At 65.4% G+C, this 24,590-nt stretch carries 20 protein-coding genes; 3 read left to right on the forward strand and 17 right to left on the reverse strand.

The window, feature by feature from the left end:
• Positions 1-114: 114 nt before the first annotated feature.
• Positions 115-363, forward strand: a complete 249-nt coding sequence (locus AKJ09_RS14690) for a hypothetical protein (RefSeq protein WP_146647828.1) — start codon at positions 115-117, stop codon at positions 361-363.
• Here AKJ09_RS14690 and AKJ09_RS14695 read toward each other — a convergent pair.
• From AKJ09_RS14695 to ppk2, 17 genes are all read right to left on the reverse strand, one after another.
• Positions 360-2,807, reverse strand: coding sequence for a heavy metal translocating P-type ATPase (locus AKJ09_RS14695; protein ID WP_146647829.1), 2,448 nt, complete (start codon positions 2,805-2,807; stop codon positions 360-362). The genes AKJ09_RS14690 and AKJ09_RS14695 overlap by 4 nt on opposite strands.
• Positions 2,804-3,331, reverse strand: coding sequence for an HMA2 domain-containing protein (locus AKJ09_RS14700; protein ID WP_146647830.1), 528 nt, complete (start codon positions 3,329-3,331; stop codon positions 2,804-2,806). Before AKJ09_RS14700 ends, AKJ09_RS14695 begins: the two co-directional genes overlap by 4 nt.
• Positions 3,328-3,645 (reverse strand): hypothetical protein, encoded by a 318-nt coding sequence (locus AKJ09_RS14705; RefSeq protein ID WP_146647831.1) that lies wholly within the window; start codon positions 3,643-3,645, stop codon positions 3,328-3,330. The genes AKJ09_RS14700 and AKJ09_RS14705 overlap by 4 nt, the downstream gene beginning before the upstream one ends.
• A gap of 181 nt (positions 3,646-3,826) precedes the next feature.
• Positions 3,827-5,611, reverse strand: a complete 1,785-nt coding sequence (locus tag AKJ09_RS14710; RefSeq protein WP_146647832.1) for an IgGFc-binding protein — start codon at positions 5,609-5,611, stop codon at positions 3,827-3,829.
• Positions 5,608-6,945, reverse strand: a complete 1,338-nt coding sequence (locus tag AKJ09_RS14715) for an RCC1 domain-containing protein (RefSeq protein ID WP_146647833.1) — start codon at positions 6,943-6,945, stop codon at positions 5,608-5,610. Before AKJ09_RS14715 ends, AKJ09_RS14710 begins: the two co-directional genes overlap by 4 nt.
• A complete protein-coding gene (locus AKJ09_RS14720; RefSeq protein ID WP_146647834.1) occupies positions 6,920-8,422 on the reverse strand; it encodes a hypothetical protein in 1,503 nt (500 codons plus the stop codon). Before AKJ09_RS14720 ends, AKJ09_RS14715 begins: the two co-directional genes overlap by 26 nt.
• The gene (locus tag AKJ09_RS52975) at positions 8,419-8,574 is read right to left on the reverse strand and encodes a hypothetical protein (RefSeq protein ID WP_169927545.1); all 156 of its coding nucleotides are present in this window, start codon (positions 8,572-8,574) and stop codon (positions 8,419-8,421) included. Before AKJ09_RS52975 ends, AKJ09_RS14720 begins: the two co-directional genes overlap by 4 nt.
• 113 nt (positions 8,575-8,687) lie before the next feature.
• The gene (locus AKJ09_RS14725) at positions 8,688-9,620 is read right to left on the reverse strand and encodes a hypothetical protein (RefSeq protein WP_146647835.1); all 933 of its coding nucleotides are present in this window, start codon (positions 9,618-9,620) and stop codon (positions 8,688-8,690) included.
• The gene (locus AKJ09_RS14730; RefSeq protein WP_146647836.1) at positions 9,617-10,831 is read right to left on the reverse strand and encodes a hypothetical protein; all 1,215 of its coding nucleotides are present in this window, start codon (positions 10,829-10,831) and stop codon (positions 9,617-9,619) included. Before AKJ09_RS14730 ends, AKJ09_RS14725 begins: the two co-directional genes overlap by 4 nt.
• 149 nt (positions 10,832-10,980) lie before the next feature.
• Entirely contained in the window at positions 10,981-11,724 is a 744-nt protein-coding gene (locus AKJ09_RS14735; RefSeq protein ID WP_146647837.1) for a hypothetical protein, read from the reverse strand.
• Positions 11,721-12,278 (reverse strand): RNA polymerase sigma factor, encoded by a 558-nt coding sequence (locus AKJ09_RS14740; RefSeq protein WP_146647838.1) that lies wholly within the window; start codon positions 12,276-12,278, stop codon positions 11,721-11,723. Before AKJ09_RS14740 ends, AKJ09_RS14735 begins: the two co-directional genes overlap by 4 nt.
• 138 nt (positions 12,279-12,416) lie before the next feature.
• Entirely contained in the window at positions 12,417-13,481 is a 1,065-nt protein-coding gene (locus AKJ09_RS14745; RefSeq protein ID WP_146647839.1) for a hypothetical protein, read from the reverse strand.
• 230 nt (positions 13,482-13,711) lie between these two features.
• Positions 13,712-14,836 (reverse strand): ABC transporter permease, encoded by a 1,125-nt coding sequence (locus AKJ09_RS14750; RefSeq protein WP_146647840.1) that lies wholly within the window; start codon positions 14,834-14,836, stop codon positions 13,712-13,714.
• Between the two features lie 2 nt (positions 14,837-14,838).
• On the reverse strand, positions 14,839-17,634 hold the full coding sequence (gene rbbA, locus AKJ09_RS14755) for a ribosome-associated ATPase/putative transporter RbbA (protein WP_146647841.1): 2,796 nt from the start codon (positions 17,632-17,634) through the stop codon (positions 14,839-14,841).
• Between the two features lie 16 nt (positions 17,635-17,650).
• Positions 17,651-18,670 carry an HlyD family secretion protein gene (locus tag AKJ09_RS14760; RefSeq protein WP_146647842.1) on the reverse strand — a complete coding sequence of 340 codons (1,020 nt, stop codon included), beginning with the start codon at positions 18,668-18,670 and terminating at the stop codon, positions 17,651-17,653.
• A 9-nt stretch (positions 18,671-18,679) separates the two neighbouring features.
• Complete coding sequence (locus tag AKJ09_RS14765; RefSeq protein ID WP_240488479.1) at positions 18,680-20,296, reverse strand: efflux transporter outer membrane subunit; 1,617 nt, start codon at positions 20,294-20,296, stop codon at positions 18,680-18,682.
• A gap of 258 nt (positions 20,297-20,554) precedes the next feature.
• Positions 20,555-21,349, reverse strand: a complete 795-nt coding sequence (gene ppk2 / locus AKJ09_RS14770) for a polyphosphate kinase 2 (protein WP_240488480.1) — start codon at positions 21,347-21,349, stop codon at positions 20,555-20,557.
• Positions 21,350-21,523: 174 nt separating this feature from the next.
• Between ppk2 and AKJ09_RS14775 the strand changes: the two genes are divergently transcribed.
• A complete protein-coding gene (locus tag AKJ09_RS14775; protein WP_146647843.1) occupies positions 21,524-24,004 on the forward strand; it encodes a phosphoketolase family protein in 2,481 nt (826 codons plus the stop codon).
• 46 nt (positions 24,005-24,050) lie between these two features.
• Positions 24,051-24,554 carry an endonuclease V gene (locus AKJ09_RS14780; RefSeq protein ID WP_146647844.1) on the forward strand — a complete coding sequence of 168 codons (504 nt, stop codon included), beginning with the start codon at positions 24,051-24,053 and terminating at the stop codon, positions 24,552-24,554.
• Positions 24,555-24,590: the final 36 nt, after the last annotated feature.

The raw sequence follows: 24,590 nt of genomic DNA on the forward strand, positions 1-24,590 counted from the left end.
TTGGTTCATGGCACGCCCGAACGCTTGGGGTAAGCGAACGGCCCCGCATGTTCTCGAACACGCGCTTCTTCGTGGTCGGGTGTTTGCTTCCCGTCCGCGAAAGGAGCGTTCGCAATGAACACCACCGCTGCAGATTCCGGGGAAAACCAGAGCATGGGCGACGGAGCCCAGCGAGCGATGAAGCGCGTCGGCCATGCACTCGAGCGCCCGATCGTAGGGGCTGGCGTCGTCGGCGGGCTCGTGGCGGCTGCGGCCGGAGCGTGGGGACCGAGCGAGGCCGCCATCGGCGCGGCCGCGGCATTGATTGCCTATCGCATGCTGAACAAACGCCTGCGCCGCGAGTCGTCGCCGGACGATCACTAGCTCGCTCGTCCACGCAGCCGCCGCCGAGACACGTCGAGCACATGACGTGGAGACAAAAGCGGCGCGAGCGCGGCAAGGGAAGCAACGACGGTCGAGCCGTTGTTGATCACGGTTGCGATTCCCGGTGTGATGAGGCCGAGCGCACCGAGCGTGATCGCCACGGCGTTGGGAACGATGACGATTCCCAAGCCGAGGTGCACCACGTCCATGGCCGCGTCCGCGAGGGCGAAGACCTCCGGAAGCATCGTCAGGCTGCCGTGGAGCAGCACGACGTCGGCGGTCTCGAGCGCAACGTCGGTGCCTCCGGTGAGGGAGATTCCCACGTCCGCGAGGGCCAGCGCAGGCGCATCGTTGATGCCATCACCAACCATCGCGACCGTCTTTCCGGAGCGCCGGAGCGAGCTCACGCGCTCGGCCTTTTCCTGGGGCAAGAGCTCCGAAAAGACCTCGTCCACACCGAGGCGCCGCCCCACCTCCTCGGCCGGCCCGCTCGCATCGCCGGACATCAGGACGATGCGGCGGCGCCCGCCGTCTTGCAGCGCGCGGATCACGTCTGCGCTCTCTGGCCTCGGCGTATCCGCATAACCGACGGTTGCCGCGAGGCGGCCGTCGATGGAGATGAAGAGCGAAGAGACGCTCTCTTCCTCGTGACGCGCGATGACGGGCTCGGCGCCGCGCAGATCGATCCCCTTCGACTTCGTCAGCCGGCGGCCTCCGACGACGACCTCCCGAGGACCGCAGCGCGCGACGAGCCCTTGACCAATCGTATAGCTCTGTTCGCGCACCCCAGAGCGAGGGACGTCGATGCTCTCGCTCTCGGCATAGGCGCGCAGGGCCTCGGCCACCGGATGGCTCTGACGAACCTCCGCGGCCACGGCGAGCGCGATAACCTCACGCTCGTCGAAACCTGGGGTGATCACGGTATCCACGATGCGTGGTGTGCCGATCGTGAGCGTCCCCGTCTTGTCGAAGACGATGAACTCCGTCTTCGCGAGACGTTCGAGGAAGTGACCTCCCTTGACGAGGACTCCGTCGCGCGCAGCGCGCGTCATCCCGGCGAGCACACACGTGGGGACGCTGACCCGAATACCGGTGCCGAAATCGGTGATGAGCACGCTCGTCATCCGTTCGAGCTCCGAGGAGAGCAACGTCGAGGCGCCCGCGAGACCGATGGTCGGTAGGACGAGGCGATCGGCAATCGCCTCCGTATGACGCTGCAGGGACATCGGCTTGTCTCCCGCGCCCTCGAGGATCTGGACGATGCGCGACGCGGTCGTGTCGTGCCCGGCGCGATGCACTTCGACGACGGCGCTCCCTTCGACGACGACGCTCGAGGCCATCACCTGCTCGCCCTTGCGGCGTACCCTCGGCATCGACTCGCCCGTAAGTGCTTTCTCGTCGAGTGTGACGATCCCGCTCAGGATGGCGCCGTCGGCCGCAACCCTCGAGCCGGCATCGCACATGATCCGATCGCCGACTCGGAGCTTCTTTGGCGAAACAGATTCCGTTTTGCCGTCCGAGCGAAGACGCCAGGCGCTCGAAACGTCGAGCTCCATCACACCGGTGAGCGCTCGCCTCGCACGACGTGTCGTGAGACCCAGCACGAAGTCACCGACCCCGAGGAGCCAAGTGATGAACGCCGCGGTTCCCAGCTGCCCCGTCGAAATCGAAATGCCAATCGCGAGCAAGTCGAGCAGATCGACGCTCAGACGTCGCTCGTCGATGGCCTTCAGCGTGCGTCCCGCCGAAGGCACGGCCGAGAGCGCAACGGCGAGGGCGGTGATGGGCGTGGGAAGCAGGCGACCTCGAGCAACGGCGAGGACGAGCGAGTCGAAGACGAGCATCACCCACGGGTTCGACGCCTCGTTCGGAGACGTCGGCGGCCACTCGGACGGATCGCTCGCCGCGATGGCGTCGACGAGAGCGCGGGCATCGATTTCCCCCCGCTCCCAGCGGACGACGATGGAACGCTGCCCCGGGGTTGCGTCGATGATCCCGGGCTGGCTCGCGACCCAAGCACTCAAGCGACGGAGCGTGCTCCTACCGAGCCCCGTGATCGCGAGGCGGGTGCGCCCATCGACCCAATGCACCACCGACGCGCGAGCTCGCGAACGTGGTGACCGTGGCGGCGGCTGACCGAGAACGAACGCTCGTTCTCGGACGGAACGCGCGAAGGCGCCCGGAAGGCCGTGCTCCCGATAGGCAACGGCAATCGTCGACGAGCGAGGCCTCTCCTCGACGGACACGACGTCCACTCGCGCTCGAAGCCAATCCGCGAGCTCGCGCATGAGCCCCGCGGGGCGCACCCCGGTGACGAGGAGGCGACCGGCACCGCGCTGCAGAACCTCGATGGCCTCGCGCCTGCGCCGCGTCTGCGCACTCGCTCGGCTGGACCGAGGCAGCCCGACCAGGCCATGAGTCGCAACGTGCGCCGCCGCGGTCACGGCCGCGGAACCTCTCTCCGCGCATTCAGCTCGACGAACATCGAATATGCCCAATAGGCGAGATTGTCCCAACGCGGGATTGGCGGATGACCGCTCTTGAAGAGCGAATAGACACCAAAAGCCGCGATTCCCCCGGGCACGAGCAGCCTCAAGTTGAGGCGCGAGCCCGAGGCCTGCTCGGTGACTTCGTCGAGCCACCGGAAAAGCTCGAGGATGCTGTCCGCCGCATCACTCCCTTTGCGCGCCTCCGTCTGCTCGACCGCGAGCTCGCCTACGGTCGCGATTCGCTCGAGGATCCGATTGGCCTCCGCAAAACGCGGCTCGTATTCCACGAGGACGCTTCCCGTCCGCCGATCGTGTCTCACCGAGCGAACACCACGCATGTGCGCGACCTCGTCCTTCACGCGCTCGGCGCTGTCACTGGCGTTGGCGAACGTCTTCGCACGGACGCGCAAACGGCCGGGATGGTAGTGCGCGATCTTGAGCACGTCCTGAGGGTGGTGCATTGCGCCCGCGTGGTTCATGCTGCACCTCCGTTCGCTTGCGAAGCGACAGGTTTCGGTGCCGAGGTTTCGCTTGCGGCCGCCGACTCCTCGTCATCGGCGTGGACACGCGACCGGACCTCGGCCCAAAGGTCCTCGAGAAACTCGCGTTCGGTGGTGATGGCACGACCGAACACGTCGCGTAGGCCGACCGCACCGGCGCCGAGCTTCACCGTCAGCCCACGCGACGACTCGACCGTGCTTCGCACCATCCAACCCGTGACGAATCCCGCTGCAAATGAGGCGATGCCCACGATCATCTCCTGGTCTTGCTGGAGTTCGACCGCGGCCTTCACGGCGCCGCGGACCTTCCGTCCAGGCCCAACGCCCCGGAGGCCGGAGAGATTGCAAACGCCCTACCAGCTTGTCGCCAAGAGCGCGCTTGCGCGAGGACAGCACCGCAATGATTCGCGTGGAGAGACTTGGCCGGCTTGCCCGTAGCGTAGGAAGCTCGACTTGGCGGATGCGGTCGGACCGTCAATGCACCGATACGAGCGGCGTTTCGACGAGCGTCCGGTGTGCCGTGCCCCCGGGATACGCGTAGCTTGCCGCGCGGTCCCAGCCCCAGATGGTGGCGGTGAACGGGCCCGCACTCTGCATTCCGTGAAGGCCCCGGGTGCATGTCCGGTCGCCGGTGACCAAGCCGTTGCCGCCCTTGATGCTGAGATCGACGCGGGCGTATTCGAATTCGCCACGACTCCCGAGCGGGCGGAAGCCCTGAATCGGGCCTGTGCAATCGAGCTCGACGTCGTCGAAGCGACCATCGGTCTTCTGACGAATGACGACGAGCGACGTCTCGGCGTACGTGGGGTCGGCGTAGAAGCTGTAAGCGCCGAGGTACTGGCCCGTCGGCACCACGTTGACGAACTCGGGGTCACCCGCGGTCCCGTACGATGGCGACCCGAAGTAGCCGCCGAGCCATCCGGTCATGTACGCGGCGAGATAGAACGGATGCTCGGTGTCCTGGGAGCGAACGACGATCCCGCTGCCGACGGTCACCGGAAAGTAGGCTGACTCGCCAGCCTGGAGCTCGGTCGGCGCGCCGGGCGGGATGGTGGGCTCGTACTCGAAGCGGGTGCCGTCGCGCGCGGCGACGATGCGGTAGGGCATCGGCTCCTGCTCGTCGCCGGCTCGCGGCCGGTAGCCGGCGCTCGCGTACTCCGAGCCCCAATGCTCGAAGCTCGGGATCTGCTGGCCGAGCGTGTCGCACGCTGCGCCGGTCGACGGGATGTCCGCGCACTGGTGACCGCCGAACACGCTCGTCGGCTTGTCCGACACGATGAAGCTTCCGGTCAACTCGTCCGTCTGGGTGAGCTGCAAAAACTCGCCGTGGCCGAGGGTGTAGCTGACGGGTACGCCTGCAGGGGACCCCGCGATCGCCGAGTTCCCGAGGATGTCCTTGCGCGGATAGACGGTCACCTTGGTGTCGTCCTCGGCGGCCACGATCTGCGCGACCGGCTTGCCGGCGGTGACAGCCTCCCAGCCGTTGATGATGACGTTCTCCTTCGACCACGACACGACCGGCTGGACGAGCGTGGCCGATGGCAGAAAGCTGGCGGCACCGCCAAACGGGTAGATCGTGGAGAGAGCAACCGGCGTCGACGTCTCGAGCCGGAAGGATTTTCCGACCGACGTGCCGCGGTTCGATGGCGTGGACCAGTAGTGAGCCGCCTTGACCCCGGACGGGCAGCGAATGACCTGGGGTTCGTCCGGCAGCGATGGATCGCGATCGGAGAGAAAGACGATGACGCTCTCCCCGGCGGCAAGAGGCCCCGTGTGCGCCTCGAGCGAGGAGCTACCGACGGCGGTGCGGTAGACGGCGCCGGAGAGGTCGAGCTTTTTGCCGTCACGCTCGAGCGTGAGATCGACAGCGAGCGTCGACGAGTTGACGATGAAGGCGGCGTAGCATGCGTCGCCGAACTGCGGTGACGACGGAGGCGCCTGGAAGTAGAAGTCACAACCCGTCGAGCGGGAATCGGCAGCTGCCGCGGCACACGGCTCCTGGCAAGTGCCGGCGCCGCAAGCAAGGTCGTTGCTGCACTCCACGATCACCTGGCCGGTGCACGAGTCGAGGACCTTGCGACCGTCGATCGAGCACTGGTACCCGCAGTGCCCCGCGTCTGGCGACGGCTCACCGCCGAAGTTCTGTGGTGCGGTCGTGAACGGGTCACGATCGTGACCGCACGCGCCGGCACCGACTCCGGCGCCGAGCGCGAGTGCCAAAACGGAGAGCGTGATCGTCGTTGGGCTACGCAGGCTCATGGAAGGAGGACCTCGACCGGAACAGGGCTTCGACCTCGGTTTTGACCGTTCCCGAGTTGCCCGAAGGAATTGGCGCCCCAGCAGCGCACCGTGCCATTGGTCAGTAGCGCGCAGCTCGTGCTCGTCGTGACCTCGATCCGCGAAGCGGGCGTCGAGAGGCCGGCGACTTGTTTGGGCTGCAGGGCATCGTCGAACGAGCCGTCGCCGACCTGTCCGTCGTCGTTCGCGCCCCGGCAAAGGACTTTGCCGGCTTCACCGATGGCGCACCACCGATAGGCGCGCGTCTGCCCGTTCTCTACCGTCGTGCGCGTGGTCGCGATATCGACGATGGGCTCGGGCGTGTAGACGAGCTCCGGCAGCGCACGTTCGAGAGGTGCGGAGGTCGCCGGGTAGAGCGGTACACCCCAGCAATAGCCCGCGCCTCCTGCGGCCATGCATGCGTTGTCGTGTGCCAGATCGACACGCATGATCCCGCTCGCGGCGATCGGGGCCGGGCTCGGATCGGGTGAGAGCGATGAGGCGCGACCGAGCGGCGGGTTCGCGCCCCAACTCACGGCGGTCCCGTCCTCGCGGAGAAGGAGCGTGGCGGTGCCGACGAGCACACGCGCGATCGGCGCGCCCTTCGGGATGTCCAGCGCGAGCGGCGCGGATGCGGGCGCTGCGTCCTCCCACGGCGGCGCGAGCTGTCCGTTGCGGTTCGACCCCCAGCAGAGAACGCGGCCATCGGTCAGCGCCGCGCAACCGACGTCGTAGCCGATGCCGACGTGCGCAGCGGGAGGGAGCGACAGCTTCACGGGGGTCGTGGTCGTCGTGATGGTCGCGATGTTCGCCGGATCCTGGAGAAAGGGCCCCGTCCCCCAGCAGTACACATCACCGTTCGAGACGACCGCGCACGTGTGTTCGAGCTCGACGACGTCGGTGAGACCGGCGATGCGCGTGGGCGTCGAGCTGTCTTCGGACGAGGCGCCGCGCCCGAGCTGGCCACTTGCGTTGGCCCCCCAACAGGCCACCGTCTTGTCACTCAGAAGCGCGCAGAAGCCGTCGGCGCGCGCATCGGGCGTCGGGCCGAGCGTCCTCGAGAGAGACACGACGCACGGCTCCGAGGCGCACGTCACCGGCAAGGGCGTGCCCTCGAAGCGCGGCTTGGTCGCGTCGACTCCCGCTTCCTGCAGGGGCGTGGAGACGACGGCCGCGTCGGCCTGGGGAGCTTCGCTCTGGCCAACGACATCGTCGCTCGTCGTGCACGCGACGAGAGCAATGCCCACGCCTCCGAGCGAGGCGAAGACGAAGAGGCACGCGGCCCGATGGTCAGAGTGTCGTCTTGTGGAACGCATGGCGATTTCCGACGGCCCAGAGGTTCGAGGTCGAGGTCCCGCGGACCTGGTGGAGCGGCTCGGTGAGCGGAGAGCCGCTCCGAGCGATGGACGAGAGCTCGAAGGTGGCGCCGTTCATCGGGTTGTCCGCGGGATTTCCGGTGTCGAGCGTGACGCCCACGCCACGGGCCCAATTCGTGGGGTCGTAGCCGAGCGAGAGCATGACTCCGAAACCGCTCATCCACGCGCTGCCGTCCACGACCGCGAGCGAGGTGAGGTCGAGCGATACGTTCCTGATCGGGCCGTCCGCGAAGTTGACGACGTTGAACCGCGCGAGCGGGGTGTCACCGTCCGACTTCAGGTAGACCAGCGTGGTCGCGTCCTCGAGGCCGACGACGGTGTTCGGGGCGATCTGCTGGAGCGATTGCACCCAGCCGGCGTTCGCGTTCTCGAGGTCGAGCGAGATGCCGTACTCGGGCATCTCGAAATGCATCATGAGCCGCAGCGCGCCCGGTTTGGGGTCGCAGACATTGAAGGCGAGATCCGCCGGATCGCCCGTCGGGTTGACGACGTGATCGACGAACGAGTGGTAGCCATCGGCGAGCTTCCGCACGACGAGGGGGCAAGCCGTCTCGTGCACGCCGCCCTCGGCAACCTGCGAACGCACACCGCCGATCCACAAGTCGTCCGGGCCGCTGCCGGCGACGCTCTGGATGTGGAAGTGGTCTCCCGGGTATTCCGCATCGGTGAGCACGTGCTCGACGACCCACGCGTCGTCGCCGTTCTGAGCCAGCGTCCGCCGGAAGAGGGTCGGCCCGTACCAGGCGTAGACGTCACCCGAGGGCACACTGTCGACGCCGAGGGACGGCGCGAAGAAGTCGTACGGCGGACTCGCGGGGTCGAACGCCCTGGCGGTCGTGTTCGCGGCCCAGACGCGTCCCGGATCGTGAGCCGGCACACCTGCGTCGCGATCGTCGAGCCGAGAGATCCTCCAGGTGAACGGCGAAGCTGGATCGGATCGGACGCCGTGATAGACGAACGCCGGAGCGACCGTAAAGTAGACGTCGTTCTCGCTCGCGGCCCACATGTTGCCGGCGTACTTGCCGCGGTCGAACCGGTTCTGCGTGCCCTCACTGATGTACTTCCAGGCGTCCGTCGAGCGTTGCCATTCGAGGAACTGGATGCCGAAGGTCACGCTCTCGGCAACGGCGAACGCGCGTTCTTCGAAGGGACGCACATCGCGGATGTCGAGCTCCTGATCAGGCAAGTTCGTCGCGCACCAGCCGCCGGGGCTGCACCGCTCGAGGACTTTCGGGCCCGCCTCGGTGAGGCTCGCGCCGTCGGGGGAAGCCTCCGGCGTCTGGGCATCGAGCGCCTCGGTTCCACCCGCATCCGACGTCTGTGGCGCGGCCGCCGTCTCTCCGTCGGAGGTCGCGCACGCCGCGATGGCCGCGAGCGCGAGGGCCCCCGGGCCCATCATCCAATGCACCCTGCTCATGGTTTTCCTCCGAGGGAGAGGACGATGCCTTGCCCGCCGACGTAGACCGCGCCGGCGCCCGTGCCCCAGACCGCGGTCATGGATGGTCGTCGCGAGCCGAGGCCGGCGATCTTGATCCGCGACCAGACGGTCCCGTCGTAGTGGAGGATCACGCCGTCGTCCCCGCGACCCAGATGTCTTTCGAAGACGAGCCCCAGATGGCACCGAGGTTCACGCGAGTGGGGACACCTTCGACCCCCTTCCATGCGAGTCCGCTCTCTCCGTCCTAGTGGCGGATCGTCCCGCCGCCGCCAGCCGCCCAGACGTCGGTGTCGGACGCGGCGAACACTCCCCACAGGCCCATGGTGGTGCCCGAGTTGAGCGGCGTCAGCGTGGGCGCATCGGAGTCGGCGTCGTCGATGCGGACGGCGGCACCGAGCTCGCCCACGGCGAACACCGTCTTTTCGGAGCTGCCATGGATGCTCCGCGTCCGCTCGCATCCCTGGATGCAGCGGGTGGCCTCGATCCCCGACTGCACCGCGATCGTGCCGTCGGGCATCGCCCCGAGGCGCCTCAGCGTGATGTTGGTCGCGATCCACATCGTGGTCGAGCCAGCGGGAGCGAAGCCCGCCGTGACCTTGCGGCCGAAGTTGGCGGGCTTGTTCGCGAGCGCCGCGGTGGCAAAGCCTCCGGGCGACTTCCCGGAGGTGGTGACGAAGCTCGAGCCGCGAACGAGGAGCGCCCCTGAATCGGTGACGGCAACCTCTCCCGACGGTGTGAGCCAGAAGGCTCGCGCCGAGGTCTGCGTGCTCGCGTCGACGGTGGACCACGAGGTCCCGTCGAAGTGAGAATAGGCTCCGAGCGAACCCGCGAACCAGACGTCGCTCGGCGATCGGCCGGCCAGAACGCGCGAAGCCGTCAGCCACGACAGTCCTTGTGCAGGGTCGTGCAAATCGAAGGCGCTGGTGGGGCAGAAGACGTCCGGCGTGCACTCGGATGGGAAGAAGTCGCAGTCGTCCGATGCGCACGCGTCGGCGTCGGCAGCGTCCGCATCCGTGGCGCCTCCATCGGCCGCGGGCTGGCCTGGCACCGTCGCGCCGCTCTCTTGCGGCTCGGCGTCGTTCGTTTCGGAGGCGCACGCGCCAATGGCGCTCGACGCGGGGGTCGCCGCCAGGAGCGCGAAGCAGATGCGGGCGGATCGCGAAGTGACGAGCTTCATCGCGCGGTCTCCTCGTCGGTCTTGCAAGGCGCCAACATGCAGTGGCCACCGGCACACGCTTGACCCGCGGCGAGGTCACACTGGATGCCGCATCCACCGCAATTCCGAGGGTCGCTGAACGTGTTCGTCTCGCAGCCATCCGTGGGGCTGTCGTTGCAGTCGGCGTTGCCTTCGACGCAGCGAAGCTCGCAGCTCCCGTGGACGCAGGCCTCGAGGCCCCCCGGCAGCGGAAGCCCGATCGGCGCTCCGTGGAAACACTCGACTCCGCACCCGCCGCAGTTGCGGTCGTCGCTTCCGAAGTCGGCGCAATAGCCCTGCGTCAGTCCGTGACCATCCGTAGCGGTCACGCAGAGCGAGGTCCCCGCCTCGCACATGCACTGCGGGAACCCATCCGTGTTCACGATGCAGTGCGTGCCGTCCCCGCACGCAATGCCACACGCTCCACAATTCTCGTCCGAGATCCCGTGGACCTCGCAGCCGTTCGCCTGGTTTCCGTCGCAATCGAGGTAGAGCGTCTCACACTTCAGTTTCCCGCACTGCTGCCCGACGCATCCGTAGTGGGCCTTGGGAGGGTTCGGTTGAGGGCCACCGTTCGGGTCGCACGTGACGGCGCACCCTCCGCAGTGGTCGTCGGCATTGGGGTCGACGCAGTACCCGTTGCAGAAGAGGAGGCCGTTCGGGCATCCGCATTGGATGACGACCGCGTAGTTGATCGTCGTGTTCGTGCACGCATGCGTCGGATCGGTCGAGACATCGCACGTGACGTTGCACGCCCCGCAGTGCTCGTTCGTGGTGGGCCACGTCTCGCAGCCGTTGTCGACGATGCCGTCGCAGTCGAGTCGCGCCGGGTCCTCCGGGCACTTCATCACGCATTCGCCGCCGATGCAGGCGAACGAATACTCGTCGGTGGTCTTCGGGCACGCGTGGCCACAGGCACCACAGTTGTTCGCGTCGGTGAGCAGATTCGTATCGCAGAGAAACCGCGAGCTCGCGCACGTCGTGTAGCCGAACGCACACGCGCTCGTCGGGCAGTACTTGGTCCCCCAACTCGCATCGGCGTCAGGGTCGGCGTCAGGGCTCGCATCGCCGGCGCCGAACGCGGCGGGCTGCTCCGCGGGCTCGAAGCCGAGGCGGTCGTCGCTCGAATCGCATCCCCACGCGAGGAGGAGCAACAAGACCGTGGTGCTCGTCACGATCGAACGTGTGTGCATGGTTCGTCCAAGGGGCTCGTACGTACTTCTTCGGATCGAGAGAGGTGCACGCGGCGGCGCGTGCGCGCGCTTCCAGCGGCAGATTCGTGGGTCGAATTCGCTCGAGGAGCAGGAGCCGATCGCGGAGGCGACTCGGCGGCGAGTTCAGTTCATTCAGGCGTGGCTTCGATCACCTGGCGAACGCGTCGCAGGTGCGGTGACGACGGAAAGCGCGTCGCGAACGACGATGCGCGCGCTCGCGCCTCGCCGGTTCGTCCAAGCATGGCGAGCGCTTCGATCGCGATGCGCTCGCGCTCCTGCACGAGTACGCCGCCGACGCAGCCCGTCTCGTGCTGATGCGTCGTCGCCAGCGCGCGTGCGGCTTGTCCCGACCGGAGCTCCTTGCCTGCACGCTCCACGAGCGCGACTTCATCGCAGTCCGACGGCGCGCTGGTCTCGTCGGTGGTAGCGGCCGCTACGCGTTTGACCGTACCGACAGAAGGACCTTTCGCGTCCGGCAAGGCTCGAACGGATAGCGCCGGCGTTTCCCCGGACTCTTCCGGTGCGCCGACCGTGTTCGTCGCGCTGTCGGCGGGCTTCGCCGTCGCGGCGTGGTCCTCGACGGTCACGACGGCGCCCCCGCTCGACGCGGGACGTTCGTACGTGCGTGACAGACCCCATCCCGCCCCGCCAACGAAGATCGCCGACACCAGCGCCCCTGCCAGCCAGCCCGGTAGGCGCGCGACCGGCCTACGTTCCGCGGTCAAGAACGGCTGGACGCACGCGCTGAGTCGAGCCATCTCCTCGTCGTCCGGTCGCCCATTGCGGTGAGCGTGGATGATGCGGCGAAGCAGCGCCGCGTCCGGCGACGGATCGAGGTCGGCATCGGCAAGCCGACGGGGTTCGCGACTCATCGGGTCTCCTTCTGCTGCCGAAAGCTCTCGATCGCCTCGTTGACGGCGGCGCGCGCGGCACGCAGTCGGGAGTACGCCGTCTGAACCGGGCAATTGAGCGACTGCGCCACCTCGGGCATGCTCAGCTCTTCGAGCTCGTAGAGAACGAACACGGCGCGCTTGTCGTCATCGAGCTGGTCCAAGATCGAGTAAAGGATTCGCCGCGCCTGCTGTTCGCTGAGCAGCTCCGCGGGCGTCGTCGGGTCGACGGGCTCGGGGAAGCTCGCGGCCGCGATCTCGGGCTTTCCGCGTCGACGTCGCACGTGGATGGCGACGCGTACGCAGATCCCGTAGACCCAGGCACGCAGCGAGCCCCGGTCCTCGTACGCGTCGATCTTGCGATGGACGACCATGAAGACCTCCTGGAAGGCGTCTTCGAGATCGGCCTTCTGGACGCCGAGGCCCCGGAGGACGGAGTGGACGAAACGGCCGTGCTCGCGGAAGATCGTCGCGGGATCAGGGCGGGCAGGCACGTCCGTCCCTCCGAGCACCTGGCTCGCCGGTTCGGTCCCCATGGCTGAAGCGACGAGCGCTCGCACGAGGAATGATATCCAGCAGGGGGGCGCGGATTATGAACGCGACCCCAAAAAAGTGTCGGACCGGCGCTCGATGGGGCTCCGCGGCTTGCTCGCCGATTCCAAGTCTCACCGCCATCAAAAAAATGGGATGGTCCCCGTCAGGCTCGCCAGCCCGATGACGGCACCCGTCGTGTAAAGCGTTCGGACCTCGCCCGAGCGCGCGACGTAGTTGGGCGACCGATGACGTTTCGGGACTGCAAAGCCGAGCTCGACGTGAAGCCCGGGACGCTGGGCGACACGGAGGCCGAGCGACGCAGTCGGTCCGAACAGGGACTCGGCGGAGCCGTCGATGTCGCTGATTCCGCGCGCGTCCGGGATGATCGCGCCGAAGAAAACGCCTCCGCACGCGTCCAAACGGGTCGCCGGCGCACGAGCAAGGGCAGCGCAAGCGCGAAGCTGCTGGTCGACGGCGGAGAAGGTGGCCCGCACCCTGGCGTCGACGACCGTCTGCGGTAGCGAGTAGCCGAGGCTCCAGTCGAAGCTTGCCCCTGAACGCCCCAATTCCAGGCGCGCGACTCCACGAATCGAGGCGCTGGGCCCGGGAAGGAGGCCGACGGCAGCCCCGCCACCGAGACCCACGTACAACCGAGCGGGAGGCTCTCGTTCGTCGGGCGGCCGACGGGCGTGAACCCGTGCGCGAGGCGGCACGGGCTCCGTCGATGGCCCGCCAAGGGTTGCGCGCGACGCCGGCGGCGTCATTGGCGGAGGCGCGGCCGGTCGGTCGACCTCATCCTTGTCCGGTTCGGAGCCCTGCCCCGGCTCGACGAAGAGCGTCACCACCACGGTCGTCATCCGTCGGAGCGCAGGGCACGAGTCGGCATCGAGATCGCGCGAGCCGAGTTCGGCGCCCGTACGATCGCGCTGGGTTACGCGCGCCTGATAGCGCGTGCCTACGCGGCGCTCGCTGCCTTCGAGGACGATGTCGGCGTTCCCCCGATCCGTGAACGGCGATCGTCCGAGGGCAGCCTCGACGGCTTCGCGCACGGCCTTGTCCGTGACGCACGGTGGCGCGCCGGTGCTCTCGGAGCGCCACGTCAGCGCGAAGCTCGTTTCGGCATGAGCCACGCGAGGCGTGCCCCCGATGACCGCCACGACCAGTGCGATGACGCCGCCGAGGAGGCGCGGAGGCGTGACGCTCAAACAGCGGAGATCGCCGCCTGTAGCACGGCGAGGCGTCGGGGGGCGCACTGGTGGACCGCACGATGAACGTATCGCAAGGCGCGATCGAGCGATACGTCATGGGGAGCCCGTCCAGGGTCGGCGGTTCGACAGCCGCGCTGAGCTGTCTGCGGGCTAACACGGAAGAGCTCGGCGAACCGACTCGCTCCCCTCCCCCAGCCCGACGTGGCCGACGCGATTGGCGTCCGGTCCTACTTGCTCACCGCGATCGACTTTCGGAACAGCCCGAGGCTGTAGACGAAGAAGACCAGACCGATGGCCCCCACCATCAGGAACTGCTTCCAGACGGCACTGAGCCCTCCACCTCGATAGATGATCACCTGCGAGAAGCTCACGAAGTGGCGTGCCGGCAGAAAGAACGTCAGATACTGAAGCCACTTCGGCTGACTCTCGACCGGCGTGCTCCCGCCCGAGAGGAGCATGAGGACGACGATCACGAGAATGATGAGCAGCGCAAACTGCGCCATGGATCGGGAGATCGTTCCCAGGAAGATCCCGAGGGCCGTTGCGAAAAACAGATAGAGGAGCACGCCGACGAACCACAGGACGACGGACCCGGCGAACGGCACTTGCAACGCCATTCGTACGATCAAAAACAGCGAAGCTCCGGTCGCGACGAGGATCACCAGACTGTTCGCCCAGACCTTCGCCATTGCGATCTCGAACGCGGTGAGCGGCATCACGAGGAGATGCTCGAGCGTGCCATGTTCTCGCTCACGAATCACGGCTGCTCCCGTGAGTACGACGGTCAGCAGGCTGATCTGATTGATGATGGCGACGACGCTCTTGAACCACGACGAGACGGCATTCGGGTTGAAGAGTTTACGAACGACGAGCTCGATGGGCTTCTGCTGCGAGATATCGGTGCGCCTGAGAAACGTGGAGATCCGATCGTTGACGATGTTCTTGATGTAGCCCGCGCCGATTCCAGCTTGCTGCATGGCCGTCGCGTCGATGTTCACCTGGATGGCCGGATTCCGTCCTGCCCGGAGGTCACGCTCGAACCTCGGCGGAATGACGACCACGAACATGAGGCGCCCTCTGTCCATCTCCGCCTGCGCTTCCTCCGGCCCCAGCAGGATTGGGAACTTGAAGCGCGGTGGATAAAAGGCATTGAACAGCTCCTTGGAGAGCGCCGATCCGTCCTCGTCCACGAAGGCTATCGAGGCATTGCTGACTTCGCTCGAGGTGCCCGTCGCCTGGATGTAGATGGCAAGCGTGAAGGCGTACACGACGAAGAGGACCATCACGATGTCGCTCATCAAACTGCGAATTTCCTTCAGGCCCAGCCAGAGGATGTTGAGGAGCGACTTCACGGCTACTTTTCCTGCTTCTTGAGCCCGAGGACGCTGATCCCCAAGAGTACGGGCACGCACACGGCCAAGTAGAGAACGTCTCGCAACATGAGACTCGCGCCAAGCCCCTTCGTGTAGGCGCCCAAACTGGAATGCATGTAATACGACGCCGGCCATATCGAGCCGATCAATCCGGCATTCCCCTTGAGGGTCGACACCGGCTGCAGCAAACCGGAGAACTGGATCGTCGGCACGATGGTCAGGATCGCCGTGACGAACACCGCCGCGACCTGGCTACTCGTGAACGTGGAAGTCACCATGCCGATGCCCGTCGTCGCCGCCACGTAAAGCAACGTGCAGACCATGAGCATCACGAAGCTCCCCTTCACCGGCACCGCAAAAACGGCGAGCGCGAGCGCGGTGAGGATGAAGAAGTTCAGCATCCCGATCGCCACGTAGGGCAGCTGCTTGCCGAGCAGGTACTCGAGCCTGCCCGTCGGCGTGACGTAGAAATTGATGATGGATCCGAGCTCCTTCTCACGCACGATGCTGACGGCCATGAGAATGGCTGGGATCAGAAGCAAGAGCAGCGCGGGAACACTGGGGACGATCGAGTAGACGCTCTCGAACGTGGGATTGTACATGTAGCGCTCTTCGATATTCGCCATGTACCGCTGAGACGCCGGCGTTCGAAGGCCGAGTGCGGGGTCCCCGAGCGTAGACGCGTGCACGCCACGCACGTACTGCTCGACGGTGTCACCGCGAAACGTGATGGCGCCGTCGACCTGCGCAAGCACCTCGGGCCCGGAACCGCGCCGGTAATCTCGTCCGAAGTTCGGTGGCATTTCGATGACGACGGAGACATCGTCCGACTGCAGGCGTTCGAGCGCATCGTCCGCCGAGTAGGCGGGCCTCGTCGTCGTGAAATAGCGCTCCGTGCCAGCAAACTGCTCGAGGTAGGCCCGGCTCTCGGGGGACCGATCGAGGTCCAACGAGGCATATCGAATGTGCTCGACGTCGGTAGTGATCCCGAAACCGAAGACGAACATCAGCAGCGCCGAGCCGAGAAAGGCGAAGGCCAGCCGAACGGGGTCGCGAAGGATCTGCTGAGTCTCGTTGTGCGCGTAGGCGAGCATCCGGCCGAGCGCCAATCGAGCCGAGGACTCCGTCGCTGGAGCGCGCGGCCCGCCCGTCGTCTCGCCAGTCGCCTCGCCGATAGGAACTTCGGATTTTGTTTCTCCACGAGGCGCGGCCTCGGCGATCGAATCTTCCATGTATCCGATGAACGCCTCCTCGAGATTTGCCGCTCCTCGTGCCTCGATCAGCTTCTGCGGTTCGTCGGCCGCCAAGACCTTCCCCGCATTCATGAGGGAGATCCGGTCGCACCGCATACCTTCGTTCATGAAGTGGGTCGTGACGAAGATCGTGACTCCCTGCTTTCGAGAGAGATCGACGAGCAACTCCCAGAAGCTGTCCCGCGCGACGGGATCTACACCTGACGTCGGCTCGTCGAGAATCAGTATCTGCGGTTCGTGCAGAACGGCGACGGCGAGGGAGAGCCGCTGCCGCAAACCCATCGGCAGCTCCCCCGCCGATGCGTCGAGATGCGACTTCAGGCCGAATCGGTCGACCAGCTCTTCGATGCGTGAGGCCGCTTTTTCCTTCGCCAGGTGATACAGGCGGGCGTGGAGCACCAAGTTCTCGCGGACGGTCAGCTCACCGTAGAGCGAGAAGGCCTGCGTCATGTATCCGAGGTTCTTGCGAACCTCCATACTCCCTGCCTCGACGGAGCTGCCGAAGATGGTGGCCGTGCCCTCGGACGGCGGCAGCAGTCCGGTGAGCATCTTCATCGTGGTGGACTTGCCGCAACCGTTCGAGCCGAGAAAACCGAAGATCTCACCGCGCTCGATCGAGAGCGTGACGTGATCGACCGCCGTGAAGGTTCCGAATCGTCGGGTAAGGCCATGAGCCTCGATGGCAATTTCCGTTTTCTCGGAGGTGCGCGGTGGAATCGTGAGCTCGGTGTGGCCTTTGCGCTTCTCCTCCGGCAAGAGTGCAATGAAGCATTTCTCGAGATCCTCCGTCCCGGTCTGGGCCATGAGCTCCGCGGGCGTGCCCGTGGCCAGAACGCGCCCGGCATCCATGGCGACGATCCAATCCCACTTCTGGGCTTCATCCATGTAGGCCGTCGAGATGACGACACTCATCCCGGGACGGCCTTTGCGGATGTCGTCGATGAGCGACCAGAACTGCCTTCTCGAGAGCGGGTCGACGCCCGTGGTCGGCTCGTCGAGAATCAGAAGGTCCGGATCGTGGACGAGAGCACCGCACAGTCCGACTTTCTGTTTCATGCCTCCGGAGAGCTTGCCGGCAGGACGATCCGCGAAGGGTCCGAGACCGGTCGCGTCGAGCAGCTGGGCAACGCGATCTCCACGCTCGGAGGCCGAGAGCCCGAAGAGCCGGGCCATGAAGTCGACGTTGTCGTGGACGCTCAGCTCCAAGTAGAGATTCTTGCCCAGTCCCTGGGGCATGTACGCGACCCGTGGACCCACGGCACGTCGATGGCGAGCGTCGGCGATGTCGCCACCGAGAACCGTGACCGTTCCTTCCTGCATCTTCTTGCATCCGGCCATCAACGCCATGAGCGTCGACTTGCCGACACCGTCGGGGCCAACGATACCGACCATGATGCCGCTCGGTACCTCGAGGGAAATCCCGTCGAGCGCGACGACGTTCTTGTAGCGGTGGGTGACGTTCGTCACCGAGACGACGGGGCCGACGTTCTCCGAGGAGGATGCCGCAGACTCGGTAGACTCCATGGCCTGCTCTCCGTCCTCATTCGGCAAGCGGACCAGCGGTCGGTTTCACGAGGTTTTGGAGTCGTGCCGGCCAGACCGCCGAGTCCTTTACCTTCACGTAGCCGACCCCACGCACCCCCGTCTTGATGCGCTCGACGTATTGCGTGGCAAGATCCTTGGGGACCTGGATTTTGACGCGAAACATCAGCTTCTCGCGCTCGCTGCGCGTCTCGACCTGCTTGGGCGTGAACTGCGCTTCGGGGGATACGAAACTGACGTACCCCGCCACTGCGCGATGCGGGTCGAAGTCGACGGTAATCCGGCCTTCCGCGCCAATCTTCACGCCGGCGGCCTGCTCCGAAGGTAGGAAGATCTCCATGTAGATGTCCTCGAGGTTGACGAGCGTCAGCGCCTTGCCGCCGGGTGCGAGGACTTCGCCGGTTTCCGCCAGCCGATACAGAACACGTCCGGTCACGGGCGACGTGAGGGTCGCGTCGTCGATGCGGGTTTGAATCGTGGCCGCATTCGCCTGCGCGACGGCAACGCCCTGCGTGGCGGTCTGGAGCGTTGCCTGTGCTTCCGCGAGCGTCGCCTTCGTCGTCTCGAGCTTCGTCCTGCGGACGTCGAGCTCACGCTGCGAGCCCGCGCCGTCCGCGACGAGCCGCTCCGTGCGTTCGACTTCGATCGTGGCGAGGTTGATCTCGCTCGTCTGCTTGACGATCGACGCCCTCGCGACCGCGAGTCTCTCCTGCGCCGCGTCGATGCTCGCCTTGGCCTCCGCGAGCTCCGCCTCCAGCGTCACCGTGTCGAGCTTCACCAGGACCTGCCCCGGTTTGACGAGCGCCCCCTCGTCGACGAGCAGTTCCTTGACGCGGAGCGGTTCCTTCGCGGCCACGTCGACGAGCTTTCCTTCGAGGCGGCCGTTCCCCGAAACGATGCCTTCCGGAAGCTTGTTCTGCCGGCTCTTCCAGTACCGAAAGCCGATGACCAGAACGAGCGCGACGGCGGCCGCCCCGATGATCCACTTGAGTGCCCGCTTCGAGGGTTTCTTCGGCATGGCAGTCGCTCAGTGTTTCGCCGGGGCGGCGTTCTTCTTGGGTTCCTGAGGCCGTGACGGGCCCAACATGTCGTCCCAGTCGGTCCGTTCCTTCATCTCGTTCTGGGTTCGTTCGGGGACGACCGGATCGTTCTGGCGCAGCTCCCAGCCACCACCGAGCGCCTTGTAGAGCGCAATCAAAGAGGTGGCGATCGACGAACTGCTTTCGGTCAGGTCGTTCTGCTGTTGGAGCAGCGACCGCTGTGCATCCAGCACTCGCTGGTAGTCGACAGCGCCCTCACGGTAACCCGAGATGGCCAGCTCGACGGACCTCTGCGCGGAGGTCACGGCATTCTGTTCGAATGCGGCGGCGGCCTGCGCGTTCAGAAAGCCCACGAGTGCGTCATCGACTTCCTGGGCGGCCTTGAGGACCGTGTTGCGATAGCCGACGAGCAATTGCTGGAATCGCGCGTCCTGCACGCGGACGGCGTTCGTGATTCGACCATAATTGAGAAAGGCCCAATTGATGCGAGGACCCGCGAGATAGAACATGCTGCCGCTGCTGAAGAGGTTCGCGGAGGCGGTCCCTCGCGTGCTGGCATCGAGTCCAATCGTGCCCGCGAGCGAAAAGCTCGGATACAGATCGGCCTTGGCCACTCCGATACGGGCGCACTGAGCCGCGGCGTACAGTTCCGCGCTGCGAATGTCGGGACGCCGGCGCAAGATCGCCGCGGGAACGTCGATCGCCACGGTGACGGGCGCCTTCGGAATCGCCTTGGGGCCGACCAGCAATGGTTCGATCGTGTCGGGGGATTGGCCGAGCAGCGTGCTCAAGGCATTCCGCGCTTGCTGGAGCGCAGTCTGGCGCCGGGGAATCGTCGCACGCGTGCTCTCGAGAAGAGTCGCGGCCTGGGTCGGGTCGAGCTCCGAGGTCGCACCGTTGCGAAAGCGTGATTCCGCGATCTCGAGTGCCTTCTCCTGGAGAGCAACGTTTTCGTTCGCTTGATCGATGAGGACCTCGAACGTTCGAATCATCACGTAGGTCCGCGCGATCTCCGCGGAGAGCGAGACGATGGCCGAATAGTAGTCCGCAATCGTCGCGAGCATCTCGGCCGCCTCGGCCTGGACGCCGCGTTTGTATTTCCCCCAGAAGTCGAGCTCCCATGCGGCGTCGAGCCCGACCTGATAACCGAAATAGTTCCGCGGAAGACCGCCGATCTTGGCGATGTTCTCGCTGAGACCCACGGCATTCGCATTGCCGAAGGCAACTTGCATCTGCGGATATTGCATGCCGCTGGCAATACCGAGTTGCGCACGAGCCTCGACGATTCTCAGTCCCGCGACCTGCAATGGCAGGTTCTGGTGGTACGCGAGCTCGACCAAGCGATCGAGGGACGTGTCCTCGAAGGCCTTCCACCAGCGGCTATCGGCGGCGGCCTGCGTCGAAACGCGTGGATCACCTGCGTTTTGCCAGCTCCCCGGAACCGGGGCCTCGGGCCTCGTGAAATCGGGTCCCACCGCGCATGCACCGAGCGCGGCGACGATGCCGAACAGACACGCGAGGCGCCCGCCGACCGAACGCATTCCACCCATCGCACGCTTGGTGAGCGCGACGAGCGGAGGAGCGACGGGATGAGGGCCTTGCATGAATCACCCCACGGTCGGAAAGGCGGCGCGCGAGACATCTACTGCGGCGACCACCTGCACGGACCGCAAGTCTGTCGCGAACTCCGTTTGACTGTTCAATCAGCGCAACGGAGTTGCGCTGAAGTTCGCGAGAGAACGCCCAGGCCGCCTCCAGGTGACGAACGATGCAGGTGCAAGCTACGACGGTCGAGCCAGCACTCAATGCCTTTCGTTTCCGCAGTCCGAACGCGTTCGCGTCCGGCGCGTCCCAGGAGGGAATCAGTACTTCTCGGCCACGAACGTTCTTCCCTTCAAGCTCGCCTGATCGTCGTAGCGGTGCTTCTTCCAACGCTTGGGCAGCTTCACCTTCTCGTGCCGTATCCGCTTGTACGGGAGGAGCCCGAGAATGTGCGTGATGCAGTTCAGACGAGCACGTCGCTTGTTGTCGGATCGCAGGATGTGCCACGGCGCGTGCTCCGTGTCCGTGGCATCGAACATCCTGTCTCGCGCCCGCGAGTACTCGTACCAGCGGGGCCATGATTCGATATCCATCGGCGAGAGTTTCCATTGCCGCAGGGGATCGTCGATGCGTGCCGTCATGCGGCGCTCCTGCTGCTCCTGGCCGACCTCGAGCCACAGTTTGATCAGCTGAATGCCATTGCGGACGATCAGGTCCTCGACGAGCGGGCAGACCTCGAGAAATTGCTCGTACTGGCGCTTCGTGCAGAAGCCCATGACGTGCTCGATGCCCGCCCGGTTGTACCAGCTTCGATCGAAGACCACGATCTCACCCGCCGCGGGAAAGTGGGGCACGTAACGCTGCATGTACATCTCCGTCTTCTCGCGGTCGGATGGCGCGGGCAGCGCGACGACGCGGAAGACACGAGGACTCACCCTCTCCGTGAGCGCGCGAATCGTCCCGCCCTTGCCCGCCGTGTCGCGTCCCTCGAAGACGACGATGACCCGACGGCCCTCCTGCTTCACCCATTCTTGCAGCTTGCAAAGCTCGGCCTGCAGCTTGCGCAGCTCCTTCTCGTACTGCTTTCGCTTCATCTTCGGCTTGGGCCGCACCATGGTCCCCCTCCTCCCCCGACAGTGGCGGAATTCATGGTGACCATCGTCGCGAGTCTCGGCAGTGGGCTCACGACTGACCTCGCGGTTCGCTGATTTGTCCATGCCTCGGCTGCCGGCTGACTCCGTGCGTCTTAGGTTCCCAGCGCAGTTCGACAACGCGATTGGAGAGACGCCATGTCACATCCCGGAGGGACGAGGGAACACGTCGTGACGCGCACAAAGGGGACCCATCCTTTGTCCGCACGAGGGCAGTCTGGCGGGGCGCCCCCCGCAGCCAAGGAGCGCGCGCCGAGTGGCCCGCTCTCGACCCACGAGCTGGAGCTGATGAACGCCTATTGGCGAGCCTGCAATTACCTATCGGTGGGCATGATCTACCTGAAGGACAATCCGCTGCTGCGGAGGCCGCTTCGGGCGCAAGACGTGAAGCATCGATTGCTCGGCCACTGGGGCGCGAGCCCAGCCCTCTCCTTCGTATGGGTTCACATGAACCGGATGATCGTCAAAGACGATCTCGACGTCATCTTCGTCGCTGGACCCGGCCATGGCGCTCCGGGCGTGCTCGGACCGAGCTATCTCGAGGGGACCTATTCGGAGATCTACGCGGACAAGAGCGAAGACGAAGAGGGAATGCAGAGATTCTTCAAGCAATTCTCCTTCCCGGGACACATCGGAAGCCACGTCACGCCGGAGACTCCAGGGTCCATCCACGAGGGCGGTGAGCTCGGTTACAGCCTTTCGCATGCTTACGGCATGGCGTTCGACAATCCCGACCTCATCGTGGCGTGCGTGGTGGGCGATGGCGAGGCCGAGACCGGACCTCTCGCGACGGCCTGGCATTCGAACAAATTCGTCAATCCCATTCGCGACGGCGCGGTCCTACCGATTTTGAACCTCAATGGGTACAAGATCGCCAATCCGACCATCCTTGCACGCATCAGTCGAGAGGAGCTCGAAGCACTGTTCGTCGGATATGGCTACAAGCCCTATTTCGTCGAAGGCAGCGATCCGGCGGAGATGCATCAGAAGATGGCGGACACGCTCGAGCGCGCCATCCAGGACATCCGTACGGCGCAGCGCACGGCGCGACAGTCGAATGTTGCCTCGCGTCCTCGTTGGCCGATGATCGTATTGCGTTCGCCCAAGGGCTGGACCGGGCCGAAGGAGCTCGATGGTCACAAGCTCGAAGGCACCTGGCGCTCTCACCAGGTTCCTTTCGCTGCCGTTCGTGAGAATCCCTCACACCTCCAGGCACTCGAGACCTGGATGCGCAGCTACAAGCCCGAAGAGCTCTTCGATGCCGCCGGAAGGCTCGTTCCGGAGCTTCGCGCGCTCCCACCCAAAGGACCGCGACGCATGAGCGCGAACCCGCATGCCAACGGAGGCGTGCTCCGCAAACCGCTGAAGCTCCCCGATTTCCGTGCGTACGGCGTCGAAGTCGCCGCGCACGGCACGAGGTTGTACGAGAACACGAAACCCCTCGGCGAGTTCTTGCGCGACGTGATGCGAAACAATCCGACGATCTTCCGCGTCTTCGGACCGGACGAGACGGCGTCGAATCGACTGCAGGCCATCTACGAAGTGAGCAAGAAAGTCTGGATGGCAGACATGCTGCCGGAAGACGCCGACGGCGGAGAGCTGTCCCGCGATGGACGCGTGATGGAGATGTTGTCGGAGCACACGTTGCTCGGCTGGCTGGAGGGTTATCTCCTGACCGGACGCCACGGCCTCTTCCACACCTACGAGGCCTTCGCCCACGTCGTCGATTCGATGTTCAACCAGCACGCAAAGTGGTTGGACATCAGCAAGAACAAGGTGGACTGGCGCGCTCCTGTCGCCTCGGAAAACATCCTGCTCTCCTCGACCGTGTGGCGCCAAGACCACAATGGGTTTTCGCATCAAGATCCGGGATTCATCGATCTCGTCAGCAACAAAGGGGCATCGGTCACACGGATTTATCTTCCGCCGGATGCCAACACGCTTTTGACCATTGCCGATCGCTGTCTGCGCAGTACGGACTGCATCAACGTCATCGTCGCCGACAAGCAGAAGCACCTCCAGTTCACGTCGATGGACGAGGCCGTCGTCCATTGCGAGAAGGGACTCGGCATCTGGCGAAGGGCGAGCACCGATGACGGCGTCGAGCCCGACGTCGTCCTCGCGTGCTGTGGTGACGTGGCTACGCAGGAAGCGCTCGCAGCGGCCTCGATTCTCCGCGAGCGCGTTCCCGATCTGAAGCTGCGCTTCGTCAACGTCGTCGACTTGTTCAAGCTGCTGCCCTCGTCCATCCACCCCGCGGGCTCGGCGGAGCGTGACATCGCCGGTCTCTTCACGACCGACAGACCGATCATCTTCAACTTCCACGGTTACCCGTGGCTCGTCCACAAGCTCACCTATCGCTTCGAGAGCCACGAAAACCTGCACGTCCACGGCTATCGAGAGAAGGGCAACATCAATACGCCGCTCGAGCTCGCCATTCTGAACTCGACCTCGCGTTTCGATCTCGTCATCGACGTCATCGACCGCGTTCCCAAACTCCAATCGAAGGCGGCGCATTTGAAGGACGAAATGAAGAACGCCATCATCGACAATGTCCGATATGCGCACGTGCACGGAGAAGACCGTGCCGAAATTACCAATTGGACGTGGCCCGACTGAGAGACACCGTCCGTCGTTCCGGTGCTAGAGTTCTGGCCCCTCGACAATGATCGTGGCGCTCGACGTCGACTATGGAAGCGAGCGGACGCTCGCGGCTTGGGTGGCCTTCCAGGCTTGGGGCGATGAGCGCGCAAGCGGCGAAGGGACGATGCGGTTTCCGCCCGGCGCGGAGGACTACGAGCCGGGGCAGTTCTTTCGGCGCGAGCTGCGATACCTCGTGCCCTTGATCGAAGGACTCGCGACGCCGCCCGAGATCATCGTCGTCGATGGGTACGTTTGGCTCGGCAAGGAGAGGCCCGGACTCGGGTTTCACCTGCACGAGGCAATTGGCGGAACCACCGTCGTCGGCGTCGCCAAGCGGCCGTTCCACGAAAACAACGAGGCCGTGGCGGTGTTGCGTGGTGAGAGCAAGCAGCCCGTCTTCGTAACCGCCATCGGCATGGACGTCGCCAAGGCGGCCGACGCCGTCGCCCACATGGCGGGGGAATTTCGGATCCCGACGCTGCTGAAGCTCGTCGACCAGCTGGCGCGCGAAACCGTCTCCGCGTGAGACGCGAATTCGAAAGCAAGCGGCGGAGTGGCAAGG

The organism is Labilithrix luteola (assembly GCF_001263205.1).
Taxonomy (GTDB): domain Bacteria; phylum Myxococcota_A; class Polyangia; order Polyangiales; family Polyangiaceae; genus Labilithrix; species Labilithrix luteola.